General features: G+C 72.3%; 19 protein-coding genes. 13 read left to right on the forward strand and 6 right to left on the reverse strand.

What is annotated here, in order from left to right:
• Positions 1-478 precede the first annotated feature (478 nt).
• The gene (locus KK483_RS26945) at positions 479-1,480 is read right to left on the reverse strand and encodes a TAXI family TRAP transporter solute-binding subunit (RefSeq protein ID WP_262007798.1); all 1,002 of its coding nucleotides are present in this window, start codon (positions 1,478-1,480) and stop codon (positions 479-481) included.
• A gap of 229 nt (positions 1,481-1,709) precedes the next feature.
• Between KK483_RS26945 and KK483_RS26950 the strand changes: the two genes are divergently transcribed.
• Positions 1,710-2,951 (forward strand): hypothetical protein, encoded by a 1,242-nt coding sequence (locus tag KK483_RS26950; RefSeq protein ID WP_262007799.1) that lies wholly within the window; start codon positions 1,710-1,712, stop codon positions 2,949-2,951.
• Between the two features lie 77 nt (positions 2,952-3,028).
• Here KK483_RS26950 and KK483_RS26955 read toward each other — a convergent pair whose 3' ends face one another.
• Positions 3,029-3,985 (reverse strand): hypothetical protein, encoded by a 957-nt coding sequence (locus tag KK483_RS26955; protein WP_262007800.1) that lies wholly within the window; start codon positions 3,983-3,985, stop codon positions 3,029-3,031.
• Positions 3,986-4,186: 201 nt separating this feature from the next.
• Between KK483_RS26955 and miaB the strand changes: the two genes are divergently transcribed.
• Together miaB and KK483_RS26965 are read left to right on the forward strand one after the other, a co-directional pair.
• Positions 4,187-5,707 carry a tRNA (N6-isopentenyl adenosine(37)-C2)-methylthiotransferase MiaB gene (gene miaB / locus KK483_RS26960; RefSeq protein WP_262007801.1) on the forward strand — a complete coding sequence of 507 codons (1,521 nt, stop codon included), beginning with the start codon at positions 4,187-4,189 and terminating at the stop codon, positions 5,705-5,707.
• A gap of 214 nt (positions 5,708-5,921) precedes the next feature.
• Entirely contained in the window at positions 5,922-6,716 is a 795-nt protein-coding gene (locus tag KK483_RS26965; RefSeq protein ID WP_262007802.1) for a class III extradiol dioxygenase subunit B-like domain-containing protein, read from the forward strand.
• Between the two features lie 108 nt (positions 6,717-6,824).
• Here KK483_RS26965 and KK483_RS26970 read toward each other — a convergent pair whose 3' ends face one another.
• Complete coding sequence (locus KK483_RS26970) at positions 6,825-7,109, reverse strand: antitoxin (RefSeq protein WP_262007803.1); 285 nt, start codon at positions 7,107-7,109, stop codon at positions 6,825-6,827.
• Positions 7,110-7,134: 25 nt separating this feature from the next.
• On the reverse strand, positions 7,135-7,380 hold the full coding sequence (locus KK483_RS26975) for a gliding motility protein (protein WP_262007804.1): 246 nt from the start codon (positions 7,378-7,380) through the stop codon (positions 7,135-7,137).
• A 250-nt stretch (positions 7,381-7,630) separates the two neighbouring features.
• Here KK483_RS26975 and miaA point away from each other — a divergent pair, with 250 nt between their 5' ends.
• The 6 genes from miaA to hflX all read left to right on the forward strand — a co-directional run bounded on the left by miaA (position 7,631) and on the right by hflX (position 15,844).
• Complete coding sequence (gene miaA / locus KK483_RS26980; protein ID WP_262007805.1) at positions 7,631-8,569, forward strand: tRNA (adenosine(37)-N6)-dimethylallyltransferase MiaA; 939 nt, start codon at positions 7,631-7,633, stop codon at positions 8,567-8,569.
• Positions 8,570-8,676: 107 nt separating this feature from the next.
• Complete coding sequence (locus tag KK483_RS26985) at positions 8,677-9,237, forward strand: hypothetical protein (RefSeq protein WP_262009706.1); 561 nt, start codon at positions 8,677-8,679, stop codon at positions 9,235-9,237.
• 43 nt (positions 9,238-9,280) lie between these two features.
• A complete protein-coding gene (gene dapF / locus KK483_RS26990; protein ID WP_262007806.1) occupies positions 9,281-10,201 on the forward strand; it encodes a diaminopimelate epimerase in 921 nt (306 codons plus the stop codon).
• Between the two features lie 235 nt (positions 10,202-10,436).
• Positions 10,437-12,536 carry a bifunctional (p)ppGpp synthetase/guanosine-3',5'-bis(diphosphate) 3'-pyrophosphohydrolase gene (locus KK483_RS26995; protein WP_262007807.1) on the forward strand — a complete coding sequence of 700 codons (2,100 nt, stop codon included), beginning with the start codon at positions 10,437-10,439 and terminating at the stop codon, positions 12,534-12,536.
• Between the two features lie 122 nt (positions 12,537-12,658).
• Positions 12,659-14,149 carry a M1 family metallopeptidase gene (locus tag KK483_RS27000; protein WP_262007808.1) on the forward strand — a complete coding sequence of 497 codons (1,491 nt, stop codon included), beginning with the start codon at positions 12,659-12,661 and terminating at the stop codon, positions 14,147-14,149.
• Between the two features lie 201 nt (positions 14,150-14,350).
• Entirely contained in the window at positions 14,351-15,844 is a 1,494-nt protein-coding gene (gene hflX, locus KK483_RS27005) for a GTPase HflX (protein WP_262007809.1), read from the forward strand.
• 107 nt (positions 15,845-15,951) lie between these two features.
• Here hflX and KK483_RS27010 read toward each other — a convergent pair whose 3' ends face one another.
• Together KK483_RS27010 and KK483_RS27015 are read right to left on the reverse strand one after the other, a co-directional pair.
• Positions 15,952-17,118, reverse strand: a complete 1,167-nt coding sequence (locus KK483_RS27010) for a serine protease (protein ID WP_262007810.1) — start codon at positions 17,116-17,118, stop codon at positions 15,952-15,954.
• A gap of 294 nt (positions 17,119-17,412) precedes the next feature.
• Complete coding sequence (locus tag KK483_RS27015; RefSeq protein WP_262007811.1) at positions 17,413-18,624, reverse strand: serine protease; 1,212 nt, start codon at positions 18,622-18,624, stop codon at positions 17,413-17,415.
• Between the two features lie 348 nt (positions 18,625-18,972).
• Between KK483_RS27015 and KK483_RS27020 the strand changes: the two genes are divergently transcribed.
• Genes KK483_RS27020 through KK483_RS27035 form a run of 4 tightly spaced genes read left to right on the forward strand, consistent with a single transcriptional unit; the run spans position 18,973 to position 25,200 of the window.
• Positions 18,973-20,349, forward strand: a complete 1,377-nt coding sequence (locus KK483_RS27020; protein ID WP_262007812.1) for a diaminobutyrate--2-oxoglutarate transaminase family protein — start codon at positions 18,973-18,975, stop codon at positions 20,347-20,349.
• Between the two features lie 29 nt (positions 20,350-20,378).
• On the forward strand, positions 20,379-22,463 hold the full coding sequence (locus KK483_RS27025) for an IucA/IucC family protein (protein ID WP_262007813.1): 2,085 nt from the start codon (positions 20,379-20,381) through the stop codon (positions 22,461-22,463).
• Positions 22,464-22,507: 44 nt separating this feature from the next.
• Positions 22,508-23,305, forward strand: a complete 798-nt coding sequence (locus KK483_RS27030; protein ID WP_262007814.1) for a GNAT family N-acetyltransferase — start codon at positions 22,508-22,510, stop codon at positions 23,303-23,305.
• Between the two features lie 59 nt (positions 23,306-23,364).
• On the forward strand, positions 23,365-25,200 hold the full coding sequence (locus KK483_RS27035; RefSeq protein ID WP_262007815.1) for an IucA/IucC family siderophore biosynthesis protein: 1,836 nt from the start codon (positions 23,365-23,367) through the stop codon (positions 25,198-25,200).
• Positions 25,201-25,323 lie beyond the last annotated feature (123 nt).

A 25,323-nucleotide genomic window follows, 5' to 3' on the forward strand; every position in this document is an offset into this window, starting at 1 on the left:
CGGGCGGCGGTGTGCGGTGGTGTGGTCCTCGGGCCGGGTGGGCCGGGTCAGGGATCCCGGGCCTTGGTATGCCGGGCCACGGAACGAGGGGTGGCGGTGTGCGGTGGTGTGGGTGCTCGGGCCGCAGTGCGCCCGGGTGTGGATCCCGGGTTACGGATCCTGGGTCGTGGCGCACCAGGCCATGGAACGCCGGGCGGCGGTGCGCGGTGGCGCGGTCCTCGGGCCGGGTGGGCCGGGTCAGGGATCCCGGTCCTTGGTATGCCGGGCCACGGACGAGGGGTGGCGGTGCGCCTCGCTGCGGGTCCTCGGACCGGGGGCTGCCAGGCCCTCCGCTACGGATTCGGCGGGGGCGGCGGTCGCCCCGCCTTGCGCGGCGGCTGCGTGCCGCGACGAAGCGCTCCAGCCCTGACGGGACACCGCCACGCGCGCCGGGAACGCCGGTGCACTCGTTCGTCGCGCTGCGAGCCCGTCCCCGACGCTACGGCTTCGCCGAGCGGTAGTACCGCCGCGCTCCGTCGTGGAGCTCCAGCGGATCGGTGTAGATCGCCGTCCGCAGGTCCACGAGCTGCGCCGGGTGCACCTCGCCGCCGATCCGGTCGCGGCTGTCGATCACCGCACGCGTAAGGCTCTCGGTGAGCTCCGGGTCCGCGTCCGCCGTCGTGACCAGGAGGTTCGTCACCGCGAGTGTCTCCACCTGCACCGAGCCGCCCATGATCAGCGGGTAGGCGTCGGCGGGCACGACCGCCGAGCGGTAGTAGCGGGTGGCCTCGCCCGCGTTGTGGACGCGGTCGATCAGGTCCTCGTCGAGCGGAACCAGCCGTACCGCGGTGCGCCCCGAGAGCTTCTGGAGGGCGCCGGTGGGCAGCCCGCCCGACCAGAAGAAGGCGTCCAGCTCACCGCGCTCCAGCAGGCCCGGCATGGTGTCGATACCCGCCGAGACCGGTGCGATGTCCTCCGCCGGGTCCAGGCCCGCCGCGGACAGCACCCGCTCGGCGATGATCCTGACCCCCGATCCGTCCTGTCCGACGCCGACCCGCAGGCCGCGCAGGTCCCCGGGGGTCCGCACCAGCGAGCCCTGCCCCACCACGAGCTGCACGTAGTCGTCGTACAGCCGGGCGCAGCCCCGCAGTCGCCCGGCGCCCGGCCTGCCCTCCTGCTGGTACTTGGCCACCGCGTCGGCCGTGGCGATCGTGAAGTCGGCCTCGCCGCTCGCGACCCTGGCGAGGTTCTCCTGGGAGCCCTCGCTGGTCCGCAGCTCTATGGAGACCCCGGGCAGATCGCGGGCGAGCGCGCCCTTCAGCAGCTCGCCGTAGCGCTGGTAGACCCCGGTCTTCACACCCGTGCTGAACGTGAGCCGCCCGGTCGGGGTCGTCTCCCCGGCCGGCAGCAGCCACCACAGCAGCAGCCCGCACACGACGGCCAGCGCCACGGACCCCTGGAGGGCGCGGCGGCGGGTGAGGCGGGGGAGTGCGGGGGACATGGGCGCGATCCTGCCAGGTCACTCCGGGGCAAGGCCAGGCCCGCGGTCGTTTCCACCGCTCCGTCCTGCCTTTCCCGTATTTCCGCCCGTTGCTCCGGGATGCCGGGGCGGCAGCGTTCAGCTTTGCTCTCCGCGTCGTTCTCGTCTCGTACGCAGGCCCCCGTAGAACTCCTCTCGCACGTGGCGCGCGGCGCCGCGGATGCGAGCAAGGGCAAGGAAAGGCTCTGTTGTGAGACGACTGATATGGCGGCTGACCGTGGCCGCGATGGCCACCGTCGGTGTGGTGGCGCTGGGAGGCGGGACGACGCATGCGGAGTCCGCGCCGGTCGCCGGGGCCGTCGCCGAGGCTCCGGCCTATGGAAGCTTCCGGCTGATCAAGGAGCGGGCGGGGACGGAGCCCGGCGCGCCGGAGATCGTGCTGCCCGAGGGCTACTCGCTGGTCCAGGGCGCCAACTACCAGGTGGCGAGCAAGCTCGAGTACTACTCGTTCATCACGGGCCCCAAGAACACGTCCGTGCCGGTGACCGTGCGCTGGCCCGGTGAGCGGATCGCGTCCGTGGTCAGCCACAAGACCCGGCCCGCCCTGACCCGCGACGAGGCCGCCGGCACGGTGACCTTCTCGATGCCGGTGACCTCGACCTCCGCGTCGAGCGCGAAGAACACCCTGGAGGTGTTCTCGTATCTGCACCGGGTGCCCGGTACGTACTTCCGCCTGGAGCACAACGACGAGGAGCGCGCGGCCGGCTACTACGCCGACAACCCCTGGGTGGGTAAGGAGTCGCGCGCCGCGCACAACCAGCTCTTCGCGGCCGAGGCGGTGCTCATCGACTCCGGCCTCGCCGCCGAGGCGAAGGCGCGCGGCCACCACTGGACGCTGATGGGCTTCGAGACGAACAACCGGCTGCACCCGGACAACCCGCCGCACTGGCACCTCGCGTACTACCCGGGGGCGCCCTTCAGCGCGAACGGCAACCTGCCGCACCTCTGGCTCGACCCCAAGGGCCGCAACATCAAGAACAGCATGGACGTCGCGGGTCTCGGTCACATCAACTACACACCGGGCGAGGTCGCCCCGGTCCGGCTGATGGACGGCAGCAACGTCGCCACGCTGACCATGCGCACCAAGGACGGCGGCCTCGACATCGACCCCGGCCAGGGCCGACCGGTCTACAGCATCATCGGCGGCCTCGCGCGCGACAACCTCAGCAACTCGGTCCGGGTCCTCAAGGACGGCAGGCCGTGGCTGTGGCTGAGCACGTACGACAACGTCAAGACCGGTGAGCTGTACGTGCACAAGGCGGATCTGAGCGCCCTGCGCTGGACCACCCTGCGCTGCAACTACGACGCCCAGATCGGCACGCTCAAGAACCTGGAGACGCTGGCGGACTGGTCCGCCGCCGATCTGAAGGCCCAGGGCCGGAGCCTGCCGGAGCTGATGGCGGCCCCGCCGGCCCCGCCGGCCGCGTCGTAACGCACGGGCCCGGACACACACGCGGCGCCGCACCCCTGTCCGCAGGGGTGCGGCGCCGCACCCCTGCGAGGCGGCGGTCAGGAGCGGTAGGGGTTGCGCAGGTAGTTCCGGTCCAGGCTGCCGGTGTTGCCGAAGTACGTCGCGACGAGCAGCGCCGGGTCGGTGGCGATCACCCCGGGCTGGAGCGCACTGCCGTCGTTCGAGTCGTCCCAGGCCCAGGGCGCATGTGCCGCGTTGTCCTTGCCGTTGTCGCCCCGGAACGTGCCCCAGGAGGCGTACGTCTCGGTGTTGTTGCGGCGCTCCCAGAGGCCCCCGCCCGCCATGATGTCGACGAGCTGGTACGACGCGTTGCGGTCGTTGCCGCCGGTGGGCACCGAGCCCGCGCCCCGGCTGGGCCGGTAGACGATTCCGTCGCCGCCGGGGAACTCGGCGCCGTCCCAGGCGTAGGCGCCGTGGCCGCGCGCCTCCTGGAAGCTGGTCGGATGGCCGGCCCCGTCGAAGTCCTGCATGACGAGGGTGCCGTCGATGTTCTCCTGGCCGTCGGTGAGGGGGCTGCCCGGCGGCGTGTAGGAGTAGAAGTTGTCGTGGGCCAGGGTGACCACGGCCTCGAGCGTCCCGTGGGCGCTGCCGTCCTTGCGGACCACTTCGAGCTGCCCCTCCATGTCGTTCTCGTGCGAGAACAGGTTGAGGGGGTAGTCCTTCCAGTCGCGGGGGTGGAAGAAGGCGTACGTCAGGTACCAGTGGGTGCTGGTCTCGGCGACGGAGTAGTAGACCGTGCCCGTCAGCCGGCCGGCGTTGGCGTCGAGCTGGTCCCAGTTGTCGAGGGTGTTCCAGTCGGCGTCGTAGTCGACCGCGGCGAGGTAGTCGGCGGTGTAGTACGAGGACGAGCTGTCCTGGTAGTGGATCGGGGCCCAGCGGTAGGCGAGTTCGGCGTCCGCGGGGGCCGCGTGGGCGGGAGCGGGGGCGAGGAGCAGCGCGGCGACGGCGACGGCGGCTGCGGGCAGGGCGGTGAGAGCGGATCTCCAGCGTGACATGGGCACCTCCAGTGCGCGGGGTTGCCCGCATCCTGGAGGTGCCGTGGTGCGCCCGGAGGCCGGTACGCCGGGAATTCATGCGCCCCTCGCCCGGTGCGGAACGACCAGTGGTTGATCGTTCATCGACCGGTCGGTTTCGGCCGGGCCGGCCGGGCGGCGACGGGGACGAGAGCTCCCTCGGCCACCGCCTACCCTTGTTCCATGACCAGCAGCGACCGGAGCCAGGCAGTGGACGAACACAGGACCTATGCGATCCGCACCTACGGGTGCCAGATGAACGTCCACGACTCCGAGCGGCTCTCCGGCCTCCTGGAGAACGCCGGGTACGTCCGCGCTCCCGAAGGCACGGCCGAGGGCGAGGCCGACGTCGTGGTCTTCAACACGTGCGCCGTCCGCGAGAACGCGGACAACAGGCTCTACGGCAACCTCGGCCGGCTCGCCCCGATGAAGACCCAGCGGCCCGGGATGCAGATCGCCGTCGGCGGCTGCCTCGCCCAGAAGGACCGCGACACCATCGTCAGGAAGGCGCCCTGGGTCGACGTCGTCTTCGGTACGCACAACATCGGCAAGCTCCCGGTGCTGCTGGAGCGCGCCCGCGTCCTGCAAGAGGCACAGGTCGAGATCGCCGAGTCGCTGGAGGCGTTCCCCTCCACCCTGCCGACGCGACGCGAGAGCGCGTACGCCGCGTGGGTCTCCATCTCCGTCGGGTGCAACAACACCTGCACCTTCTGCATCGTCCCCGCACTGCGCGGCAAGGAGAAGGACCGCCGTCCCGGCGACATCCTCGCCGAGGTCGAGGCGCTGGTCGCCGAGGGCGTCTCCGAGATCACGCTGCTCGGCCAGAACGTCAACGCGTACGGCTCCGACATCGGCGACCGCGAGGCGTTCGGCAAGCTGCTGCGGGCCTGCGGCGCGATCGAGGGGCTCGAGCGGGTCCGCTTCACCTCGCCGCACCCTCGCGACTTCACCGACGACGTCATCGCGGCGATGGCCGAGACGCCGAACGTGATGCCGCAGCTGCACATGCCGCTGCAGTCCGGCTCCGACCCGGTCCTCAAGGCGATGCGCCGCTCGTACCGGCAGGAGCGCTACCTCGGCATCATCGAGAAGGTCCGTGCCGCGATCCCGCACGCCGCGATCTCCACCGACATCATCGTGGGCTTCCCCGGCGAGACCGAGGAGGACTTCGAGCAGACCATGCACGTCGTGCGCGAGGCACGCTTCGCGCAGGCGTTCACCTTCCAGTACTCCAAGCGGCCCGGCACGCCGGCGGCCGAGATGGACGGGCAGATCCCCAAGGAGGTCGTGCAGGCCCGCTACGAGCGGCTGGTCGCCCTCCAGGAGGAGATCTCCTGGGAGGAGAACAAGAAGCAGGTCGGCCGCACCCTGGAGGTGATGGTCGCGGAGGGCGAGGGACGCAAGGACGGCGCCACCCACCGGCTCTCCGGCCGCGCCCCCGACAACCGCCTGGTGCACTTCACCAAGCCCGAGGCCGAGGTGCGCCCCGGCGACGTCGTCACCGTGGAGATCACCTACGCTGCCCCGCACCACCTGCTGGCCGAGGGCCCCACGACCGCGGTACGGCGCACCCGCGCGGGCGACGCCTGGGAGAAGCGCAACGCGGCACCCGCCCAGCCGGCAGGGGTGATGCTGGGCATCCCGACGATGGGAGTCCCCGCACCGCTTCCGGCCCCGACGGGCAGCTGCTCGGCCGTCGGCTGACGGCCGCGCCGGCGGCGATGATCGGCACCCGCGGGCATAGGCCGGTGTCGATGGCATCGGCCGGCGTCGTGCGGTATCGGCCGGTGTCGACGGGCTTCGTGCGGTTGGCCGGCATCGGCTGGGCGCCCGCTCCCGTATCCCGGGGCGGCCCCGCCCCGGCCCCGGCCCCCGCCCCGTTCCTGGAAGTGCCGGAGCGGCGGGCTAGGCTGCGATCATGCTGGTCGCCGCTGCCGTCTGCCCCTGCCCTCCGCTCCTGGTGCCCGAGGTGGCCGCCGGTGCGGCACCCGAGCTCGACGCCGCCAGGACCGCGTGCGCGGACGCGTTGAGCGTGCTGGCCGCGTCCCGCCCGGACCGGCTGATCGTGGTCGGCCCCACCGGACCCGGCGAGGCCGGCCCGTACCCCGAGGGCGCGCAGGGTTCCCTCAAGGGCTTCGGCGTCGACACCGACGTACGACTCGGCGAGCCCGGCGCCGACGTACGACTCGGCGAGCCCGGCGCCGACGTACGACTCGGCGAGCCCGGCGCCGACGTGCGACTCGGTGAGCCCGGTGCCGAGCCGTCCGCGCCTCCGCTGCCGTCCGCGCTCACCGTCGCCGCATGGCTGCTGGAGCGCGCACGGTGGGCCGCGGCGCCGGTCGAGGGGCTCGGTGTCGACCGGCGGCTGGCCCCCGAGCGCTGCGCGGAGACCGGCCGCGAGCTCGCCGCCCGTGCGCCGCGCGTCGCGTTTCTGGTCATGGGCGACGGCAGCGCCTGCCGCACGCTCAAGGCCCCCGGCTACCTGGACGAGCGCGCCGCCGCCTTCGACGCGGCCGCGGCCCGGGCCCTGGGCGCGGCGGACACGGCGGCGCTCATGGCGCTGGACGTCTCGCTCGCGGACGAGCTCAAGGCCGCGGGCCGGGCGCCCTGGCAGGTGCTTGCGGGGGCGGCCGAGGGGGCCGAGCCGGGCGGGCAGCTGCTCTACGAGGACGCTCCGTACGGTGTCGGCTACTTCGTCGCGGCCTGGTCCTGACGCCGCCTCGCCCTCGCCGGTCTTCGCCCCGGCCGCCCGGTGTGCACCGACGGCGGACGGCCGCGGAGCCATCGGCTCCGCGGCCGTGTGCCGTAGGTGCTGCTGTCGTCAGGAGGCCGGCGGCATCGTGCCCTGGTCCTTCTGGCCGGTGCTCTTGTCCGTGCCGGTGCCCTCGTCCTTCTGCGTGAGGCGGCCCAGGGCGTCCTTGGCCTTGCCGGTGCCCGACTCGATCTTGTCGCTGTACTTGCCCTTGGTCCGCTCGTCGACCTTCCGCGCGGCCTTGTCCAGACCGTGCCCAAGCTTCTCGATCTTGTCCTCGTGGTGGTGCGCGAGGCCGGAGACCTTTTCCTTGGCAGGGGCGAGCTTGGTCTTCAGCGTCTCCAGGATGCCCATGGGTCGGTCACCTTCGCTCGTCGGTCTACTTACGGGCGCCCTCACCGGCTTCGCTGTCCGCGGCCTCCTCGACGGACTGCTGCCTCGGGATCTCGACGCTCTCCGCCGCGGGGGACGCCGTCGGGGGGACCGCCGCAGCGGCCTCCGTCTCTTCGACCTCGGCCTTGGCCTCTTCGGACGCCACCTCCTCGGACGACGCCTTCGGCGCTGCGGGTGTCTCCGAATCCGTCGGTGCCACCGAAGCCGCAGGCGCCGCCTCGGGCGATGTCATGCCCTCCCGCGTTGACGCCTCGGCAGTTCCCTTGCTCTTCCGGCGAAACCTTGCAAAAACGCCCATTTCAACTCCATAGCGTACTCGTGCGGGCGAAATTCCGCCCTGCCCCGGGGCGTCCCATTGCGCCGCGCCGGGGCGCCGGTTCGGAAACCGGCTGCCGGAACCTCGCAACGGGCAACGAACCCCGCTGGGGCGCCGTCACGTAGCTCGTTCGGGGACGGCCCGCGAGGTTTGCGAGACTGGGGCGGTGAGAAGTGCAGCTCCCGCACCGCGGGTCATCGCCGTCGTCGGTCCCACAGCGGCCGGAAAGTCCGATCTGGGAGTCCAGCTGGCCCGGCAGCTCGGCGGCGAGGTCGTCAACGCCGACTCGATGCAGCTGTACCGGGGGATGGACATCGGCACCGCCAAACTGACCGAGGACGAGCGCGGCGGCATCCCGCACCACCTGCTCGACATCTGGGACGTCACCGAGACCGCGAGCGTCGCCGAGTACCAGAAGCTCGCCCGCGCCGAGATCGACCGGCTGCTCGCCGAGGGCCGCACCCCCGTTCTCGTCGGCGGCTCCGGACTGTACGTGCGGGGGGCGATCGACGCCCTCGACTTCCCCGGCACGGACCCCGAGGTCCGCGCCCGGCTGGAGGCCGAGCTGGAGGAGGGCGGCTCCGGCGTGCTCCACGCCCGGCTCGCCGCCGCCGACCCGGACGCCGCCCGCGCCATCCTGCCCAGCAACGGCCGGCGCATCGTCCGCGCGCTGGAGGTCATCGAGATCACCGGCAAGCCCTTCACGGCCAACCTCCCCGGCCACGACGCGGTGTACGACACCGTGCAGATCGGCGTGGACGTCGAGCGCCCCGAGCTCGACGCACGCATCACCCTGCGGGTGGACCACATGTGGGAGGCGGGACTCGTCGACGAGGTGCGCACCCTGGAGGCACAGGGCCTGCGTGCGGGGCGCACGGCATCACGCGCCCTCGGCTACCAGCAGGTGCTCGCGGCGCTCGCGGGGGAGTGCACCGAGGACGAGGCGCGCGCAGAGACCGTGCGCGCCACCAAACGCTTCGCACGCCGCCAGGATTCATGGTTCCGCCGCGACCCCCGTGTCCACTGGCTGAGCGGGGCCGTCGCCGACCGCGCGGAACTCCCGGAGCGTGCCCTCGCGTTGGTCGAACGAGCGGTCACAGCCTGATCACGTGATGGCATCGGGACGTCCTGCTCGTCATTCCGGTGCCCGGCGCCGTGCCATCATCAATCATCGATCCACCAGTGGAGTCCGAGTTGGGAGGGCGCGTGGCGATGGAGGCCGGCCCTCGCGAACGAGACCAGGAAGCACGGGAGCGGAACGACGCGCCCCGGCTCGGCCCGGACGGCACCGACGACGCTCTGGACGGCCACCTGGGGGTGACGCTCGACATGGACGGGCGCATCCCCGTGGACCACGACGTCCCGGTGGACCACGATGTGCCTTTGGGCGACGACGTGCCCGTGGACGACGCCGAGACGGGCGTCGTGGTCGCCCCCGAGGTCGAGGTCGAGATCCGCCCGCAGCGCAGGCTCCGGATCTGGCAGCTCGCCCCCATCGTGGGGCTGGCCGCCGTCGGCTCGCTCATGTTCGCGTTCCCCCTCGCCTTCGGCTCGGGTGACGGCGGCGCCGTCGTCGCCATGCTCGGTGTGCTGATCAGCGGCTGCGCGGCGGGGTGGGGCCTGATGGCGGCCCGCAGGGTCGGCCACACCTGGCCCGGACTGCCCGAGCGGGGCTCCGGCGAGCGCCCCGACTGGCGCGTGTTCGTGCTGTACGTCGCCGTCGCCGCAGCCCTGGTCGCGCTCGCCGTGTGGCGGGTGGCCCGCCTGCGCTGACGCCGGGCGCGGGTTGTCGTACCGGCCCCGTACGATTGATCGCGTGACCACAGCGCAGACCCCGCAGACCTCGCCGTCAACGGCCTCGCTCGCCTTCCTCAAGGGCCACGGCACGGAGAACGACTTCGTGATCGTCCCCGATCCCGACGGCGTCATCGACCTGCCCGCGGCCACGGTCGCCCGGATCTGCGACCGCCGGGCCGGTATCGGCGGCGACGGGCTGCTGCGCGTCGTCCGCACGGCCGCCCACCCCGAGGCGCGCTCGATGGCCGACGAGGCCGAGTGGTTCATGGACTACCGGAACGCGGACGGCTCGATCGCCGAGATGTGCGGCAACGGCGTCCGCGTCTTCGCCCGCTATCTGGAGCACGCCGGCCTGGCCACCGCGGGCGACGTCCCGATCGCCACCCGCTCCGGCGTCAAGCAGGTCCACATCGCCAAGGACGCGTCCGGCAGCGCCTCCGCCGCGGGGGACATCACGGTCGCGATGGGCCGCGCCCTGCTCCCCGAGGACGGCGTCACGGTCACCGTCGGCGGCCGCAGCTGGCCCGCCCGCAATGTGAACATGGGCAATCCGCACGCCGTTGCCTTCGTCGACGACCTGGACCACGCGGGCAGCCTGTTCGCCGAGCCGGCGTTCGCCCCGGCCTCGGTCTACCCGGACGGGGTGAACGTGGAGTTCGTCGCCGACCGCGGCCCGCGCCATGTGGCGATGCGCGTGCACGAGCGCGGCGCTGCCGAGACCCGCTCCTGCGGCACGGGCGCGTGCGCGGTCGCCGTGGCCGCCGCGCGGCGGGACGGCGTGGACCCCGCGACGGCCGGCGAGCCGGTGACGTACACGGTGGACGTCCTCGGCGGCACCCTGGTGATCACCGAGCACCCGGACGGCGAGATCGAGATGACCGGTCCCGCGGTGATCGTCGCCGAGGGGCGTATCGACCCCGCCCTGCTCGACCCGTCCTGATCGACGGGAACGAGCGGGCGCGTCGGACGGCAGGCGCGCCCGGTCCGCGCCCGCTCGACGGGCGGGCATCGGACGAGGGCACGGTCCTCGCATAGAGCTTCGCTCGAATGGGTGATCCGGTTCACGCTGAGCGAGAGGTGGACTCCGCCACGTGGTGGGCTCGGTAGCATCAAGCACCGGCCCGGAGGGCAAGCCTGCCCCTTCCACCGCCGGTCGACGCTGCCGGAGGTGCCCCATGAATGGCGAGGCCCCCAACCCTGGTGCTCCCAGCCGCAGGCGCGGCCGCCCCAGGATCGACATCCGTCGGCTGGGCCGGGCCGCGCTGCTCGGCCCCGGGACACGGGACCGGCTGCCCGACGCGATCAGCCATGTCGCGGAGGCGCACCGCGCCCACCACCCCGACGCCGATCTCGCCATCCTGCGCAAGGCGTACGTCCTCGCCGAGTCCTCGCACCGCGGCCAGTTCCGCAAGAGCGGCGAGCCGTACATCACCCACCCGCTCGCCGTGACCCTCATCCTCGCCGAACTGGGCGCCGAGACCACGACCTTGACCGCCTCCCTGCTCCACGACACCGTCGAGGACACCGAGGTGACGCTCGATCAGGTCCGCACGGAGTTCGGCGACGAGGTCTGCTATCTCGTCGACGGCGTCACCAAACTGGAGAAGGTCGACTACGGCGCGGCCGCCGAGCCCGAGACCTTCCGCAAGATGCTCGTCGCCACCGGGAACGACGTCCGGGTCATGTCGATCAAGCTCGCCGACCGGCTCCACAACATGCGCACGCTCGGCGTGATGCGTCCCGAGAAGCAGTCCCGAATCGCCAAGGTGACCAGGGACGTCCTGATCCCGCTCGCCGAACGCCTGGGCGTACAGGCGCTCAAGACCGAGCTCGAGGACCTCGTCTTCGCGATCCTCCACCCCGAGGAGTACGAACGCACGCGCGCCCTCATCGCGGAGAACGCCGACGCGGCGGACGCACTCGCCGCCATCGCCGAGAACGTACGGTGCGTGCTGCGCGAGGCCGGCATCCCGGCCGAAGTCCTCGTCCGGCCACGCCACTTCGTCTCCGTGCACCGCATCCGGCTCAAGCGCGGGGAGCTCAGGGGCACCGACTTCGGACGGCTGCTCGTCCTCGTCGGCGAGGACGCCGACTGCTACGCGGTCCTGGGCGAACTCCACACCTGCTTCACCCCGTTGATCTCCGAGTTCAAGGACTTCATCGCGGCACCCAAGTTCAACCTGTACCAGTCGCTGCACACCGCGGTCGCCGCGGCCGACGGCGCCGTCGCCGAAGTCCTCATCCGTACCGAGCAGATGCACAAGGTCGCCGAGGCCGGCGTCATCGCGCTCGGAAACCCGTACGTGACGGCGGAAGCCGCCGAGCCGGAACCGGCCGGGCGCGGCGACGGCGAGCGCGTCGACCCGACCCGCCCCGGCTGGCTGTCGCGGCTGCTGGAATGGCAGGAGTCCGCCCCCGACCCCGACACCTTCTGGTCCTCCCTGCGCGCCGAGCTCGCCGAGGACCGCGAGATCACCGTCTTCCGCGTGGACGGCGGCACGCTGGGACTGCCCGCCGGCGCGAGTTGCGTGGACGCCGCGTACGCGCAGTACGGAGAGAGGGCCCACACCTGCATCGGGGCCCGGGTCAACGGCCGGCTCGCCGCGCTCAGCACCCAGCTCGGCGACGGCGACACGGTCCAGCTGCTGCTCGCCCAGGACGGCGCCTCCGGGCCGTCCCCCGACTGGCTCGACCATGCCCGTACGCCCGCCGCCCGGATCGCCATCGGCCGCTGGTTCGCCCTGCACCCGGAAGGCGCCAAGCCGCCCGCCGCCGCACCCCGCGCACCCATGGCCGCGGCCGTCGCCGCGGGCCGCCGCGCCGCCCCCGACGCCGTCACCGATCTGCCCGGAGCGAGCGTGCGGCTCGCCGGCTGCTGCACACCGGTGCCCCCTGACGCGGTCACCGGCTTCGCGGTCCGCGGCGGCGCCGTCACCGTCCACCGCGAGCAGTGCCCCGCCGTGACCCGGATGCGGGCGCTGGGGCGGGAGCCCCTGGGGGTGCGCTGGGGCGACGCGTCCGAGTGCCGGGTCACGCTCGTCGCGGAGTCCTTCGGGCGCCCCGGGCTGCTCGCGGACCTCACCGAGGTCATCGCGACGGCGGGCGCGGCGATCGTCTCCGCCATCGTCGAACCGCCGAGCGAGCAGCGCGTACGCCACACGTACACGCTCCAGCTCCCGGACGCGGCCGGGCTTCCTGGGCTGATGCGGGCGATGCGGGACGTGGCGGGGGTGTACGACGTGAGCCGTGCGCAGCACCCGACGGCGACGATCTGAACCGCGGCCGAACGCCCCTGCGCCCCAGCCGGTCGAGGCGGAGCTGATCGAGGCGGAGCCGATCGGGTGGGCACGGAGCGCGCCGTCGCCGCGGGCGATCATCGCACTGGTAGCGGTGGGGAATGCTCCTCACTTCACGACGCCTGCGGGGCGCACTGCTCGCCGCCGCCTCGGTCACCCTGGTCGCCGCCACCCTGCCCGCGGCCGAGTCCGCCCCCGAGGCGCTCGGCATCGGAGATCCGCTCTTCCCGCACCTGGGCAATCCCGGGTACGACGTCCTCGCGTACGACATCGCCTTCACCTACGGCGGCTCGAACTCCAAGCCCCTGGACGCCGTCACCAAGATCGACGCACGGGCGACCGACCGCCTGGACAGGATCAATCTCGACTTCTCCCGCGGCACCGTGCGGAGCGTGCGGGTGAACGGGGAGAGCGCCGGATTCGAGACCGTCGGCGAGGATCTGGTGATCACGCCCGCACGCGCCGTCGCATCCGGCCAGGGCCTGGCGATCACCGTCACGCACACGAGCGCCCCGATCGGCAAGGGCGACGGCGGCTGGGTGCGTACCGCGGACGGGCTGGCCATGGTCAACCAGGCCGATGCCGCCCACCGGGTCTTCCCCTGCAACGACCACCCCGCCGACAAGGCCCGTTTCACCTTCCGGATCACGGCGCCCGCCGGGCTGACCGCCGTCGCCAACGGACTGCCGCTGGCGAAGGCACAGGCCGGCCCCACGGCGACCTGGCTCTACCGCACCCGGCACCCCATGGCCACCGAGCTGGCCCAGGTCAGCATCGGCAAGTCGGCCGTCGTCCACCGCAGCGGTCCGGGGGGACTGCCCGTGCGGGACGTCGTCCCCGAGGCCGACCGCGCCCTCCTCGAACCCTGGCTCAAGAAGACGCCCGGGCAGATCGAGTGGATGGAGAGCAAGGTGGGCCGCTACCCGTTCGAGACGTACGGCGCGCTGATCGTCGCCGCCACCACGGGCTTCGAACTGGAGACGCAGACGCTCTCGCTCTTCGAGCGGTCGATGTTCACCCGTCCCGAGTTCCCCGAGTGGTACGTCGACTCGATCATGGTTCATGAACTCGCCCACCAGTGGTTCGGGAACAGCGTCACACCGCGCCGCTGGGCGGACCTCTGGCTCAACGAAGGGCACGCCAGCTGGTACGAGGCGCTGTACGCGGAGGAGCACGCGCAGCAGTCGCTGGAGGAGCGCATGCGGGAGGCGTACGCGCGGTCGGACTCCTGGCGCGCCGCCGGCGGTCCGCCCGCGGCCCCGAAGCCGTCGCCGCCCGGTGAGCAGATCGGTCTGTTCCGGCCCATCGTGTACGACGGCAGCGCGCTGGTGCTCTACGCACTGCGGCAGGAGATCGGCAAGGACGCGTTCGAGCGGCTGGAGCGCCTGTGGGTGGCCGAGAACCGGGACGACACGGCGACGACGGCGGACTTCACCGCCCTGGCGTCGAGGGTCGCGGGCCGTGACCTGTCGGCGTTCCTCAAGGCGTGGGTGTACGGCGAGAAGACTCCTGCGATGCCCGGGCACGCGGACTGGCGCAGTGCGGCCCCGACGCCACGCGCGGCGGCGGTCCGGGGCGGTGTCCGGCCGTGAGCCGTGACGAGCCGTAAACCGGGATGACGGCCGAGGCGGCACCGTGCGACCATCGACATGTCGGCGGTGCCGCCGGGGCCTGGGGCTGCGGCCGCCCGGACCCCCCTTCCGGGAGGCTCCGGGAATCTTTCCGGGTCGTCACGCGTTGTGACCGGCGTACCGTACGTTCCATACCGTGTTTCTCATCGACGTAAGGATCCAATGACCTCCTCTTCATCCCCTTCCCAGCGCGCACAGAGCTTCGCGGACACCAACCGCACGGAGAGCCTCCGGGCCGATGCCCTGATGGAAGAGGACGTCGCCTGGAGCTACGAGATCGACGAGGACCGGGACGGCGAGCAGTTCGACCGCTCCGAGCGCGCGGCGCTGCGGCGTGTGGCGGGCCTCTCCACCGAGCTCGAGGACGTCACCGAGGTCGAGTACCGGCAGCTGCGACTGGAGCGCGTGGTCCTCGTCGGCGTGTGGACGTCCGGGACCGTGCAGGACGCGGAGAACTCCCTCGCGGAGCTCGCCGCGCTCGCCGAGACGGCCGGTGCGCTCGTGCTCGACGGCGTCATCCAGCGCCGTGACAAGCCGGACCCGGCGACGTACATCGGCTCGGGCAAGGCGACCGAGCTGCGCGACATCGTGCTGGAGTCCGGAGCCGACACCGTGGTCTGCGACGGTGAGCTGAGCCCCGGCCAGCTGATCCACCTCGAGGACGTCGTCAAGGTCAAGGTGGTCGACCGCACCGCCCTGATCCTCGACATCTTCGCGCAGCACGCCAAGTCCCGTGAGGGCAAGGCTCAGGTGGCGCTGGCACAGATGCAGTACATGCTGCCCCGGCTGCGCGGCTGGGGTCGGTCGCTGTCCCGGCAGATGGGTGGCGGCGGCAGTGGCGGCATGGCCACCCGAGGCCCCGGTGAGACCAAGATCGAGACGGACCGGCGCCGGATCCGCGAGAAGATGGCGAAGATGCGCCGGGAGATCGCGGAGATGAAGACCGGCCGCGAGATCAAGCGGCAGGAGCGCCGGCGGCACAAGGTCCCGTCGGTCGCCATCGCCGGGTACACCAACGCGGGCAAGTCCTCGCTGCTCAACCGTCTGACCGGCGCCGGAGTCCTGGTGGAGAACGCGCTGTTCGCCACCCTGGACCCGACCGTGCGCCGGGCCGAGACCCCGAGCGGCAGGCTGTACACGCTGGCGGACACCGTCGGATTCGTCCGGCATCTGCCGCACCACCTGGTCGAGGCGTTCCGGTCCACCATGGAGGAGGTCGGCGAGTCCGATCTGATCCTGCATGTCGTGGACGGCTCGCACCCGGCGCCCGAGGAGCAGCTCGCCGCCGTGCGCGAGGTGATCCGCGATGTCGGCGCGGTGGAGGTGCCCGAGATCGTCGTGATCAACAAGGCGGACGCGGCCGATCCGCTGGTGCTCCAGCGGCTGCTGCGGATCGAGCGGCACGCGATCGCCGTCTCCGCCCGCACCGGCAGCGGTATCGGTGAGCTGCTCGCGCTGATCGACGCCGAACTGCCGCGGCCCGAGGTCGAGATCGAGGCCCTCGTGCCCTACACGCAGGGGGCACTGGTCTCGCGGGTCCACGCAGAGGGCGAGGTCCTCTCCGAGGAGCACACCTCCGAGGGCACGCTGCTCAAGGCGCGTGTCCACGAGGAACTCGCCGCGGCTCTCGGTCCGTACGTGCCGGCGACGCGCTGACACCGAGCTCCCCAGAGGCTCCCAAGAGCTCTCCGGAACAGCCCGAAGGCCCGCCCCCTCGCGTGGAGGGGGCGGGCCTTCGGGCATGTGCGGTACGGCTCCGGGCCTTACCGGGCAGCGAACTTGCCGCTCATCGACGTGTAGATCTCCCGGGCACCCGCGCCGAGGCGCGGTCCTGCGAGCCAGCCCGCCGTCACCGGTCCGATGGAGGTGTTGGAGACCAGCGCCAGCTTGCCGTTCGGCTGCTCGGCGAACCAGCCGCCGCCGGAGGAGCCGCCGGTCATGGTGCAGCCGATGCGCCACATCGTCGGTGTGCCCGGGCTGATGGACAACCGGCCCGGACGGTCGACGCACTTGTGCATGATCAGCCCGTCGAACGGCGGCGCCGCCGGATAACCCCAGGCGCCCATCGCGTCGATGTCCTTCGCCTCGGGGGCGTCGAAGTCGACGTCGAGAGCGACACCGACCGTCTCCTCCAGCGACTTGGTGCCCTTCTCCGGCCGTACGTGCATCACGGCGTAGTCGTACGGGGCGCCCGCGCCGCCCGTCGGGCCGCCCTGGGTGATCCACTCACCGGAGGTCGAGACCCAGTCCGCCCAGTAGACGCCGTACGGGGCGATCTCCTGCGGCTGCGCGTTCTGGAGCTGCTCGGGGGACTTGCCCAGGTCGTTGTAGGCGGGCACGAAGGCGATGTTGCGGTACCAGCCGCCTTGCGCACCGGCGTGCACACAGTGACCCGCGGTCCAGACGAGGTTGGACCTGCCCGGGTTGGCGGGGTCCTTGACGACGGTCGCCGAGCAGACCATCGAACCCTCGGGGGCGTCGAAGAACACCTTGCCGACCGGCGCCGCGTTCTTGTGGTACGGCTTGTCCTCCGGCTCGGCCTGGACGGGCCTCGGCTCCGGGTCGGTGACGCCCTGGTCGCCCGAGATGTCACCCGCGGCCATCGTCTTCTGCGGAGACTCGGCCTCCTTCATCCGCTCGGGCTTCCACAGGCCCTCGATCATCGGGTTGACGAAGTCCTTGGCCTCACGCAGCCACTTGTCCTTGTCCCAGTTCTTCCACTCGCCGTTCTTCCACTTGTCCGGGTCGACGCCGTGCTCCCGGAGCTTGTCGGCGAGGTCCGCGGGAAGGGCGGCGCCGCCGGTGTCCCCGGCGGCGGAGGCGGCGGGCTTGTCGGCCGCGTCGGTCTCACCGGGGCCGCAGGCCGTGGCCGTCAGCGAGAGGGCCGCGGCAAGACCGGTCGCGGCCAGCAGCGGACGTATGGATCGCATGGAACAAGTCCCCCTGAAGTGAATTGCCGTGAAGATGAACTGCCATGAACGTGTCACGCGCATGGGCGTGCGAAAGGGCGGTCCTCCGGTGGACCGCCCGTTCGGTGTCCCCACTCTAGGCCCCGGGCGCGGACGGGCATCGGCACGTGATCTCACCTGCACGGAGTCTCCACGCGTGCCGCCCCGGGCCGGAGCGGGGGAGCGAGAGGGGCCTCCGGCTCACTCCGGAGGCCCTCAAGGCCCTTGTGAGGGCCGGGAGTCGGGCGCCGAGCACCCGGCCGTCGGCCGCGGCGGCTACCGGCCCGCGAACTTCTTGCTGACCGCCTCGTAGATGCCCTTCGCCTCCGCACCGAGCCGCGGGCCGGCCAGCCAGCCCGCCGTCACCGGGCCGATGGAGGTGTTCGACACCAGCGCCGGCTTGCCGTCCCGGCCCGCCGCGACCCAACCGCCGCCGGAGGAGCCGCCGGTCATGGTGCAGCCGATGCGGTACATCGTCGGGTCGTTCGCCTTGAGTGACAGCCGGCCCGGCTGGTCCTCGCACTGGAACATCCGCTCACCGTCGAACGGCGGTGCGGCGGGGTATCCGGTGGCCTTCATGCTCTCGATCTCCGGCACGGCCGGGGCGTCGAAGTCCACCGGGAGGGCCGAACCGACCGTCTCCTCCAGGGACTTGCCGTTGCCGCCCTTCTCCGGGGTCACATGGATCACCGCGAAGTCGTACGGCGCCCCCTGGCCGCCGGTCGCGGCGCCCTGGGAGATCCACTGCTCGGACGTCTGCGCCCAGTCGCCCCACCAGACACCGTAGGGAGCGATCTCGTCCTTCGTCGCGCTCCGGCTGGGCGGCTCGGCACCGTTGTTGTACGAGGGCACGAACGCGATGTTGCGGTACCAGCCGCCCTCCTTGCCCGCGTGCACACAATGGCCCGCGGTCCACACCATGTTGGACCTGCCGGGGTTCGCCGGGTCCTGGACGACGGTGGCGGAGCAGACCATCGAACCCTTCGGGCCGTCGAAGAACACCTTCCCGGCCTCGGGGACGCTGTCGTGGTACGGCGCGGCGACCGCCCGGGCCTCGACCGGCCGCGGCGTCGGGTCGGTGACACCCTCGTCACCGGAGATGTCCTCCTCCGCGACGGGCTTGTCGGGCTGCTCGGCCTCCCGCATCCGGTCCGGGTCCCAGAGGTCCTCGATGATCGGGTTGACGTAGTCCTGCGCCTCACGCAGCCACTTGTCCCGGTCCCAGTTCTTCCACTCGCCGTTCCGCCACTTGTCCAGATCGATCCCGTGCTCCTTGAGCCGGTCCTTGAGATCGTCCGGAATCGTGATCTTGCCGTCCGCGGACGGGACGCTCGGGGTGGGCAGGCCGCCCGCGTCGTCCTCGCTCGGGCCGCAGGCCGTCGCGGTCAGCGCGAGCGCCGCGGCGACAGCGGCCGCCGCGAGCACCGGAGTTCTGCGACCGGCGCTCCTCCCACGGCGTGCGGCGAAGGTCGGGCGGTTGAGTCGCATGTCGTGATCCCCCTGGGACTTCATGAGTTCCGTTGCTGCTCGGACGAACTGCCGCCGGGCACTTCGAACCGACCGGGTCCGTCACCCGGCCCGCGGACGGTGCCGGTGCCGGTGCCCGAATGCGGCCCTCCACTATGCCGGTGCCGATGGGGACGGTGCGCGGCAGGGCTCCGGTTCCCGCCGCAAGATCTTCCGGAATGACCGTGATCCTCCGCTTCCGGCGTCGTTGGTTCGTACGGGGGACGGAGGGGCGGCGTTCACCCCCGAGGGCTGGGGAGACGAGCGCCCCACCGAGGTGCAACACGCCTGTGACACCTGTGACATCCGTGAGCGGGAGGACCGAGATCCGTGGCCGTGACCGAACCTGCCCCCCTGGCGCAGCCCGCCGCGCACGAAGGGATCCTGCGGCGGCAGTCGCTCCGTGAATCGGCGGCGAGGACCTATGCGCGGTCGCTCCCGATCGTCCCGGTCCGCGCGCGCGGGCTGACCATCGAGGGGGCCGACGGGCGCCGCTACCTCGACTGTCTCTCGGGTGCGGGAACCCTGGCCCTCGGGCACAACCATCCCGTCGTGCTGGAGGCCATCAAGAAGGTCATCGCCTCGGGGGCCCCGCTGCACGTCCTCGACCTGGCCACCCCGGTCAAGGACGCCTTCACCACCGAGCTGTTCGCCACCCTGCCGCGGTCGCTCGCCGACGACGCCCGGATCCAGTTCTGCGGACCCGCGGGCACGGACGCGGTCGAGGCGGCGCTCAAACTCGTGCGCACCGCCACGGGCCGCACCGGGCTGCTCGCCTTCACCGGCGCGTACCACGGCATGACCGCCGGCGCGCTCGCCGCCTCGGGCGGGGCCACCGATGTGCGCGTAACCCGGCTGCCGTACCCGCAGGACTACCGCTGCCCCTTCGGGATCGGCGGCGACCGCGGAGCCGAACTCGCCGCCCGCTGGACCGAGAGCCTCCTCGACGACCCCAAGAGCGGAGTCCCCGCCCCGGCCGGGATGATCGTGGAGCCCGTGCAGGGGGAGGGGGGAGTGATCCCGGCCCCCGACGCCTGGATGCGCCGGATGCGTGCCCTCACCGAGGACCGCTCGATCCCGCTGATCGCCGACGAGGTGCAGACCGGGGTCGGCCGCACCGGCACCTTCTGGGCGGTCGAGCACAGCGGGATCGTTCCCGATGTGATGGTCCTGTCCAAGGCCATCGGCGGCTCCCTTCCCCTGGCCGTCGTCGTCTACCGCTCCGAGCTCGACGCCTGGCAGCCCGGCGCCCACGCCGGTACCTTCCGCGGGAACCAGCTCGCCATGGCCGCGGGCGCCGCCACCCTCGCGTTCGTCCGCGAGAACCGCCTGGCCGAACGTGCCGCCACCCTCGGCGCCCGGATGCTCGGCCGCCTCCAGGGACTCGCGGCGAGCCACCACTGCATCGGCGACGTACGCGGTCGCGGCCTCATGATCGGCGTCGAACTCGTCGACCCGGAGACCGACGACCCCAGGGCGGACGTGCCACCGCCCGCCCCCGGCCTCGCCGCCGCCGTGCAGCAGGAATGCCTCCGCCGCGGCCTCATCGTCGAACTCGGCGGACGCCACTCGGGTGTCGTCCGGCTGCTGCCTCCCCTCACTCTCACCGACGAACAGGCCGCCGCGGTCCTCGACCGCTTCGCCGACGCCCTGGCCGCCGCCGCACGTTCCCCCTACCGCCGGACCCACACCAGCCCGGCGCACTGATCCCGGACGACATCACAAGGAAGTCCCCCGTGAACCCCACCCCCACAGCTGACGCTCCCGAGCCCGACGGCCGTCCCGCCGCCCGCCCCGCAGGGCACAACGGGACGTGCGGCCCCCTCACGGTCGAGCAGGCGACGGTGCCGCGGCAGCTGTCGGGGTGCCCCGACAAGCGGTCCTCTCCCGTCCCCACGCCAGGCGCCGCGATGCCACCCGCCGCCGTGGGCGTCCGGCCCGGCGCCGAGGCACCGGATCCGCTGGACCATCCCGATCCGCACAGCGTGGCGGACGCGGCCGCGACCGAGAACCTGCTGCGCTGCTGGGTCCGGGAGAACGATCTCGCCCGGCCGGCAGGCCAGACGCTGCGCATTCCCCTGGACGCCAGCGGCACAGCCCTGCTCGTCCCCGTCCGCTACTGGTCGACCGCCGGCTGGCACCGCTTCGGCCCGCCCGCCCTCGAGGGCGCGCCCCACGGCGCCCCGGCCGCCGACGCCGTCACCGTCGCCGCGCTCCTCACCCGCGAGCAGAACGCCGAGGGTCCGGCCTCCTACGGTCCGGCCGCCGAGGGTCCGGCCACCTACGGTTCGGCCGCCGCCGGGATCGCGAACGTCCCCGACGAGTACGCCCGGGACGAGGCCGGCCAGGAGGAGCCCGGCCTGGACGAGCCCCGCCGTGCGCGCCATTCCGAGGGAGCCGATCTCGTCGGCAGGGTTGCCGACTCCGTTCGGCGGACGGCCGACTTCATCACCGACCGCCGACGGCACCCCGCCCCGCCCGCCCACGCCGACCTGTTCCTCACCGCCGAACAGTCGCTGCTCCTCGGGCACCCGCTCCACCCCACACCCAAGAGCCGCGAAGGACTCTCCGAGGCCGAGGCCCGTCTCTACTCACCCGAGTTGTACGGCTCCTTCCCGCTCCACTGGCTGGCCGCCGACCGCAGGGTCCTTGCCACCGACTCGGCCTGGACGGAGGAAGGGCGTCCCGTCCCCGCCGAGCTGCTCGCGCTCCGTCTCAGTGACGGGCTCCAACTGCCCCCCGGCACCGTGCCGTTGCCGCTCCACCCATGGCAGGCCAGGGAACTCTCCCACCGGCCCGCGGTCGCCGCCCTCCTCGACGCCGGCCTTCTCCACGACCTCGGTCCCGGCGGCGCCCCCTGGCACCCCACCTCGTCGGTCCGCACCGTCCACCGGCCCGGCACCCCCGCCATGCTCAAGCTCTCGCTCGGCGTACGCATCACCAACTCCCGTCGGGAGAACCTCCGCAAGGAACTCCACCGGGGCGTGGAGGTCCACCGTCTGCTGCGCAGCGGACTGGCCGACCAGTGGCGCGCCGCCCACCCCCGCTTCGACATCGTCCGCGACCCCGCCTGGCTCGCTGTCGACACCCCCGACGGGACGCCCGTACCGGGACTGGACGTCATGGTGCGCCACAACCCGTTCGCCCCGGGCGACGACGCCGTGTGCATCGCCGGGCTCACCGCCCCCAGGCCCTGGCCCGGCCGGTCCCGGATGCACTCGCGCCTCGCCGACATCGTGAACCGGCTGGCCGTCCGCACCGGCCGGCCCGGCGGGGCCGTCGCCGCCGAGTGGTTCCTGCGCTACCTCGACCAGGTCGTGCGCCCGGTGCTCTGGCTGGACGGCACGGCCGGAGTCGCCCTCGAAGCCCACCAGCAGAACACGCTGGTGATCCTCGACCCCGACGGCTGGCCGGTCGGCGGCCGCTACCGCGACAACCAGGGCTACTACTACCGCGAGTCCCACCGCGCCGCCCTCGAACTCCGGCTCCCCGGCATCGGCTCCGCCAGCGACACCTTCGTCCCCGACACCGTCACCGACGAGCGCTTCGCCTACTACCTCGGCATCAACAACGTCCTTGGCCTGATCGGCGCCTTCGGCTCCCAGCGCCTCGCCGACGAGCGCGTACTCATCGCGGCCTTCCGCCAGTTCCTCACCTCCGCCACGCCGCTCGGCTCCCCCTTGCCGGCCCTGCTCCTGGACGCCCCGACCCTGCGCTGCAAGGCCAATCTGCTCACCCGGCTCCACGGCCTCGACGAACTCGTCGGCCCCGTGGACACCCAGTCCGTCTACGTCACCATCGCCAATCCCCTCCACTCCTGACCGGCTTCGGTCCTTCCGAACCGCTGAGAGGAGCGCGCCATCCCATGCCTCCCACCGAATCCGGCACCGAATCGAGCACTGACTCGGGCACCGACGCGGGAGCGTCTCCCGGCACCCCTTCCGACGGGGACGCCGAAGACACACTGGACCTGCGGCTGCCGGACGAGTTCATCGCACTGTTCGGAGAGGACGCCGACCAGGCCGGCCTCCCCGCCGCCGGTGCGGGCGCCGGGCTGCTCGCCGCGGTCGCCGGTGAGGCAGTCGACCGTGAGGGCCTCCTCGACGCCCCGGCCGACTGGGGTGCGGTCACCACCCCCCTCGGCGCCTTCCAGCTCGTCCCCGTCCGCATCGAGCGGGACCTCCAACTGATCAGCCGCTGGATGAACGACCCCGCCGTCGCAGCCTTCTGGCAGCTGGCCGGACCCGAGTCGGTCGCCGAGACCCATCTCCGCTCCCAGCTCGACGGGGACGGCCGCAGCGCACCCTGCCTCGGCGTACTCGACGGCGTGCCCATGAGCTACTTCGAGATCTACCGCGCCGACCTCGACCCTCTCGCCCGTCACTACCCGGCCCGTCCCCACGACACCGGCATCCACCTCCTCATCGGCGGTGTCGCCGACCGCGGCCACGGCGTCGGCACCGCACTGCTCAGGGCCGTCGCCGACCTCGTCCTCGACCAGCGCCCCCGCTGCTCACGCGTCGTCGCCGAACCCGACCTGCGCAACACCCCCTCCGTGTCCGCCTTTCTGAGCGCCGGCTTCCGCTTCTCCGCGGAAGTCGATCTCCCCGACAAGCGAGCCGCGCTCATGGTCCGCGACCGTGCGCTGAGCAATCTGCTCTGAACGACCCGCTGACTCACCTACACCGCTCGCCCCGCATCGGTTCCATTCGAGGAGTCCCCGTGCCGAAGCCCCCTTCCAGCCCAGACTCCGACGAGCCGCCCGCCCAGCCCGAGACCCCGGCGGCCCAACCCGCCCAGCTGCTCACCCCGGCCGAGCTGAATCCGGAGACCTGGCGCCGAGCGGCCGCCCGCCTCCTCGCCAAGACGATCGGCGAGTTCGCGTACGAGGAACTGGTCGAGCCGGTCCCGCAGGGCCCCGGCGACCGCTACACCCTCCGCCTCGACGACGGCGAGACCCTGACCTTCCGGGCCCGGCGAGGCGCGTACGGCAGCTGGCAGGTCGTACCGGACTCGATCGAGAGGGAGGGCGAGCCCTTCGCCGACCCGCTGGACTTCCTCGTCGGGGCCCGCCGCCTCCTCGCCCTCGACGGAGCGACCCTCGGCCACCTCATCCGCGAGCTCAACACCACACTCGCCGCCGACTGCAGGCTCGACCACACCGCCCTCCCCGCCGCCAGGCTCGCCGACCTCGACTACGCCGCGCTCGAAGGGCACCAGACGGGCCACCCCTGGCTCGTCCCCAACAAAGGCCGCATCGGTCTCTCCGCCCGCGACACCGCCCGCTGGGCGCCGGAGGCCCGCACTCCGGCCCGTTTCCCGTGGATCGCCGTCAACAGCACGCTCGCCAGCTACCGCGGAGTCCCCGGACTCGACACCCCCCACCGGCTCTACGCGCGGGAACTCGACCCCGGCACCCGTGACGCCTTCGCGGCCCGACTGCGCTCCCGCGGCCTCGACCCGGCCGGCTACCTCCTCCTCCCCGTGCACCCCTGGCAGTGGGACCAGGTGCTGCTTCCTCTCTACGCCGAGTCGATCGCCCGCGGCGACATCGTCCCGCTGGGCCAGGACGGCGACCTCCGGACCCCTCAGCAGTCGGTCCGCACCTTCCTCAACACCAGCCGGCCCGACCGGCACACCGTCAAGCTCCCGCTGTCCGTGCTCAACACCCTCGTCTGGCGCGGGCTGCCCACGGAACGCACCCTCGCGGCCCCGGCCGTCACCGCATGGGTGCAGGGCCTGCGCGACGCGGACCCCTTCCTGCGCGACGAGTGCGGTGTGATCCTGCTCGGCGAGGTCGCCTCCGTCACGGTCCAGCACCCGCACTACGACCGACTCCCCGAGGTCCCGTACCAGTACAGGGAGCTCCTCGGCGCGATCTGGCGCGAACCCCTGCGGCTGCCCCCGGGAGAGCGGGCACGTACGCTCGCCTCGCTCCTGCACACCGACCCGGACGGGCGCGCCTTCACGGCCGAGCTGGTCGAGCGCTCGGGACTCGCCCCCACCGCGTGGCTGCGGCACCTCTTCGCCGCACTGCTGCCGCCGCTGCTGCGTTTCCTCTACCGCCACGGCACCGTGTTCTCCCCCCACGGAGAGAACGCCATCGTCGTCTTCGACGCCCACGACGTGCCCGTACGGCTCGCGATCAAGGACTTCGTCGACGATGTGAACGTCAGCGCCCGGCCGCTCCCGGACCACGACTCCATGCCCGACGACGTACGGGCGGTCCTGCTCACCGAGGAGCCCGCCTTCCTCACCCAGTTCATCCACTCCGGGCTCTTCGTCGGCGTCTTCCGCTTCCTGGCCCCGCTGTGCGAGCAGCAACTGGGTGTACCCGAAGGCGACTTCTGGTCCCTCGTACGGGCGGAGATCCTGCGCCACCAGGCCAGGTTCCCCGACCTCAAGGACCGCTACGAGATGTTCGACCTGCTCACCCCGCGGATCGAGCGGCTCTGCCTCAACCGCAACCGGCTGCATCTCGACGGCTACCGGGACCGCTCCGAACGTCCGCACGCCGCCGTCCACGGCACGGTCCCCAATCCGCTCGGCTCGGTCTGACGCCTGCCCTCGGCCCGCCTTCCACCTGCCTCCCACCTGCTTCCCATCTGCCTTCGACCGGGACACCCTCGACCTCCTTGTGACCGGATCGAACAGCGCGTAACAAGATCTCGACCCGTCCGG

Origin of the sequence: Streptomyces sp. FIT100 (assembly GCF_024584805.1) — a bacterium.
Lineage (GTDB): Bacteria > Actinomycetota > Actinomycetes > Streptomycetales > Streptomycetaceae > Streptomyces.

Bases quoted from the DNA above. Each gene is read 5' to 3' on its own strand.
- KK483_RS26975 (WP_262007804.1), bottom strand. From the start codon at position 7,380: ATGACATCGCCCGAGGCGGCGCCTGCGGCTTCGGTGGCACCGACGGAT.
- KK483_RS27030 (WP_262007814.1), top strand. From the start codon at position 22,508: ATGCCTCCCACCGAATCCGGCACCGAATCGAGCACTGACTCGGGCACC.
- KK483_RS26945 (WP_262007798.1), bottom strand. From the start codon at position 1,480: ATGTCCCCCGCACTCCCCCGCCTCACCCGCCGCCGCGCCCTCCAGGGG.
- KK483_RS26995 (WP_262007807.1), top strand. From the start codon at position 10,437: ATGAATGGCGAGGCCCCCAACCCTGGTGCTCCCAGCCGCAGGCGCGGC.
- KK483_RS26955 (WP_262007800.1), bottom strand. From the start codon at position 3,985: ATGTCACGCTGGAGATCCGCTCTCACCGCCCTGCCCGCAGCCGCCGTC.
- KK483_RS27000 (WP_262007808.1), top strand. From the start codon at position 12,659: ATGCTCCTCACTTCACGACGCCTGCGGGGCGCACTGCTCGCCGCCGCC.
- KK483_RS26965 (WP_262007802.1), top strand. From the start codon at position 5,922: ATGCTGGTCGCCGCTGCCGTCTGCCCCTGCCCTCCGCTCCTGGTGCCC.
- KK483_RS27015 (WP_262007811.1), bottom strand. From the start codon at position 18,624: ATGCGACTCAACCGCCCGACCTTCGCCGCACGCCGTGGGAGGAGCGCC.
- KK483_RS27010 (WP_262007810.1), bottom strand. From the start codon at position 17,118: ATGCGATCCATACGTCCGCTGCTGGCCGCGACCGGTCTTGCCGCGGCC.
- hflX (WP_262007809.1), top strand. From the start codon at position 14,351: ATGACCTCCTCTTCATCCCCTTCCCAGCGCGCACAGAGCTTCGCGGAC.
- KK483_RS26970 (WP_262007803.1), bottom strand. From the start codon at position 7,109: ATGGGCATCCTGGAGACGCTGAAGACCAAGCTCGCCCCTGCCAAGGAA.
- KK483_RS26985 (WP_262009706.1), top strand. From the start codon at position 8,677: ATGGAGGCCGGCCCTCGCGAACGAGACCAGGAAGCACGGGAGCGGAAC.
- miaB (WP_262007801.1), top strand. From the start codon at position 4,187: ATGACCAGCAGCGACCGGAGCCAGGCAGTGGACGAACACAGGACCTAT.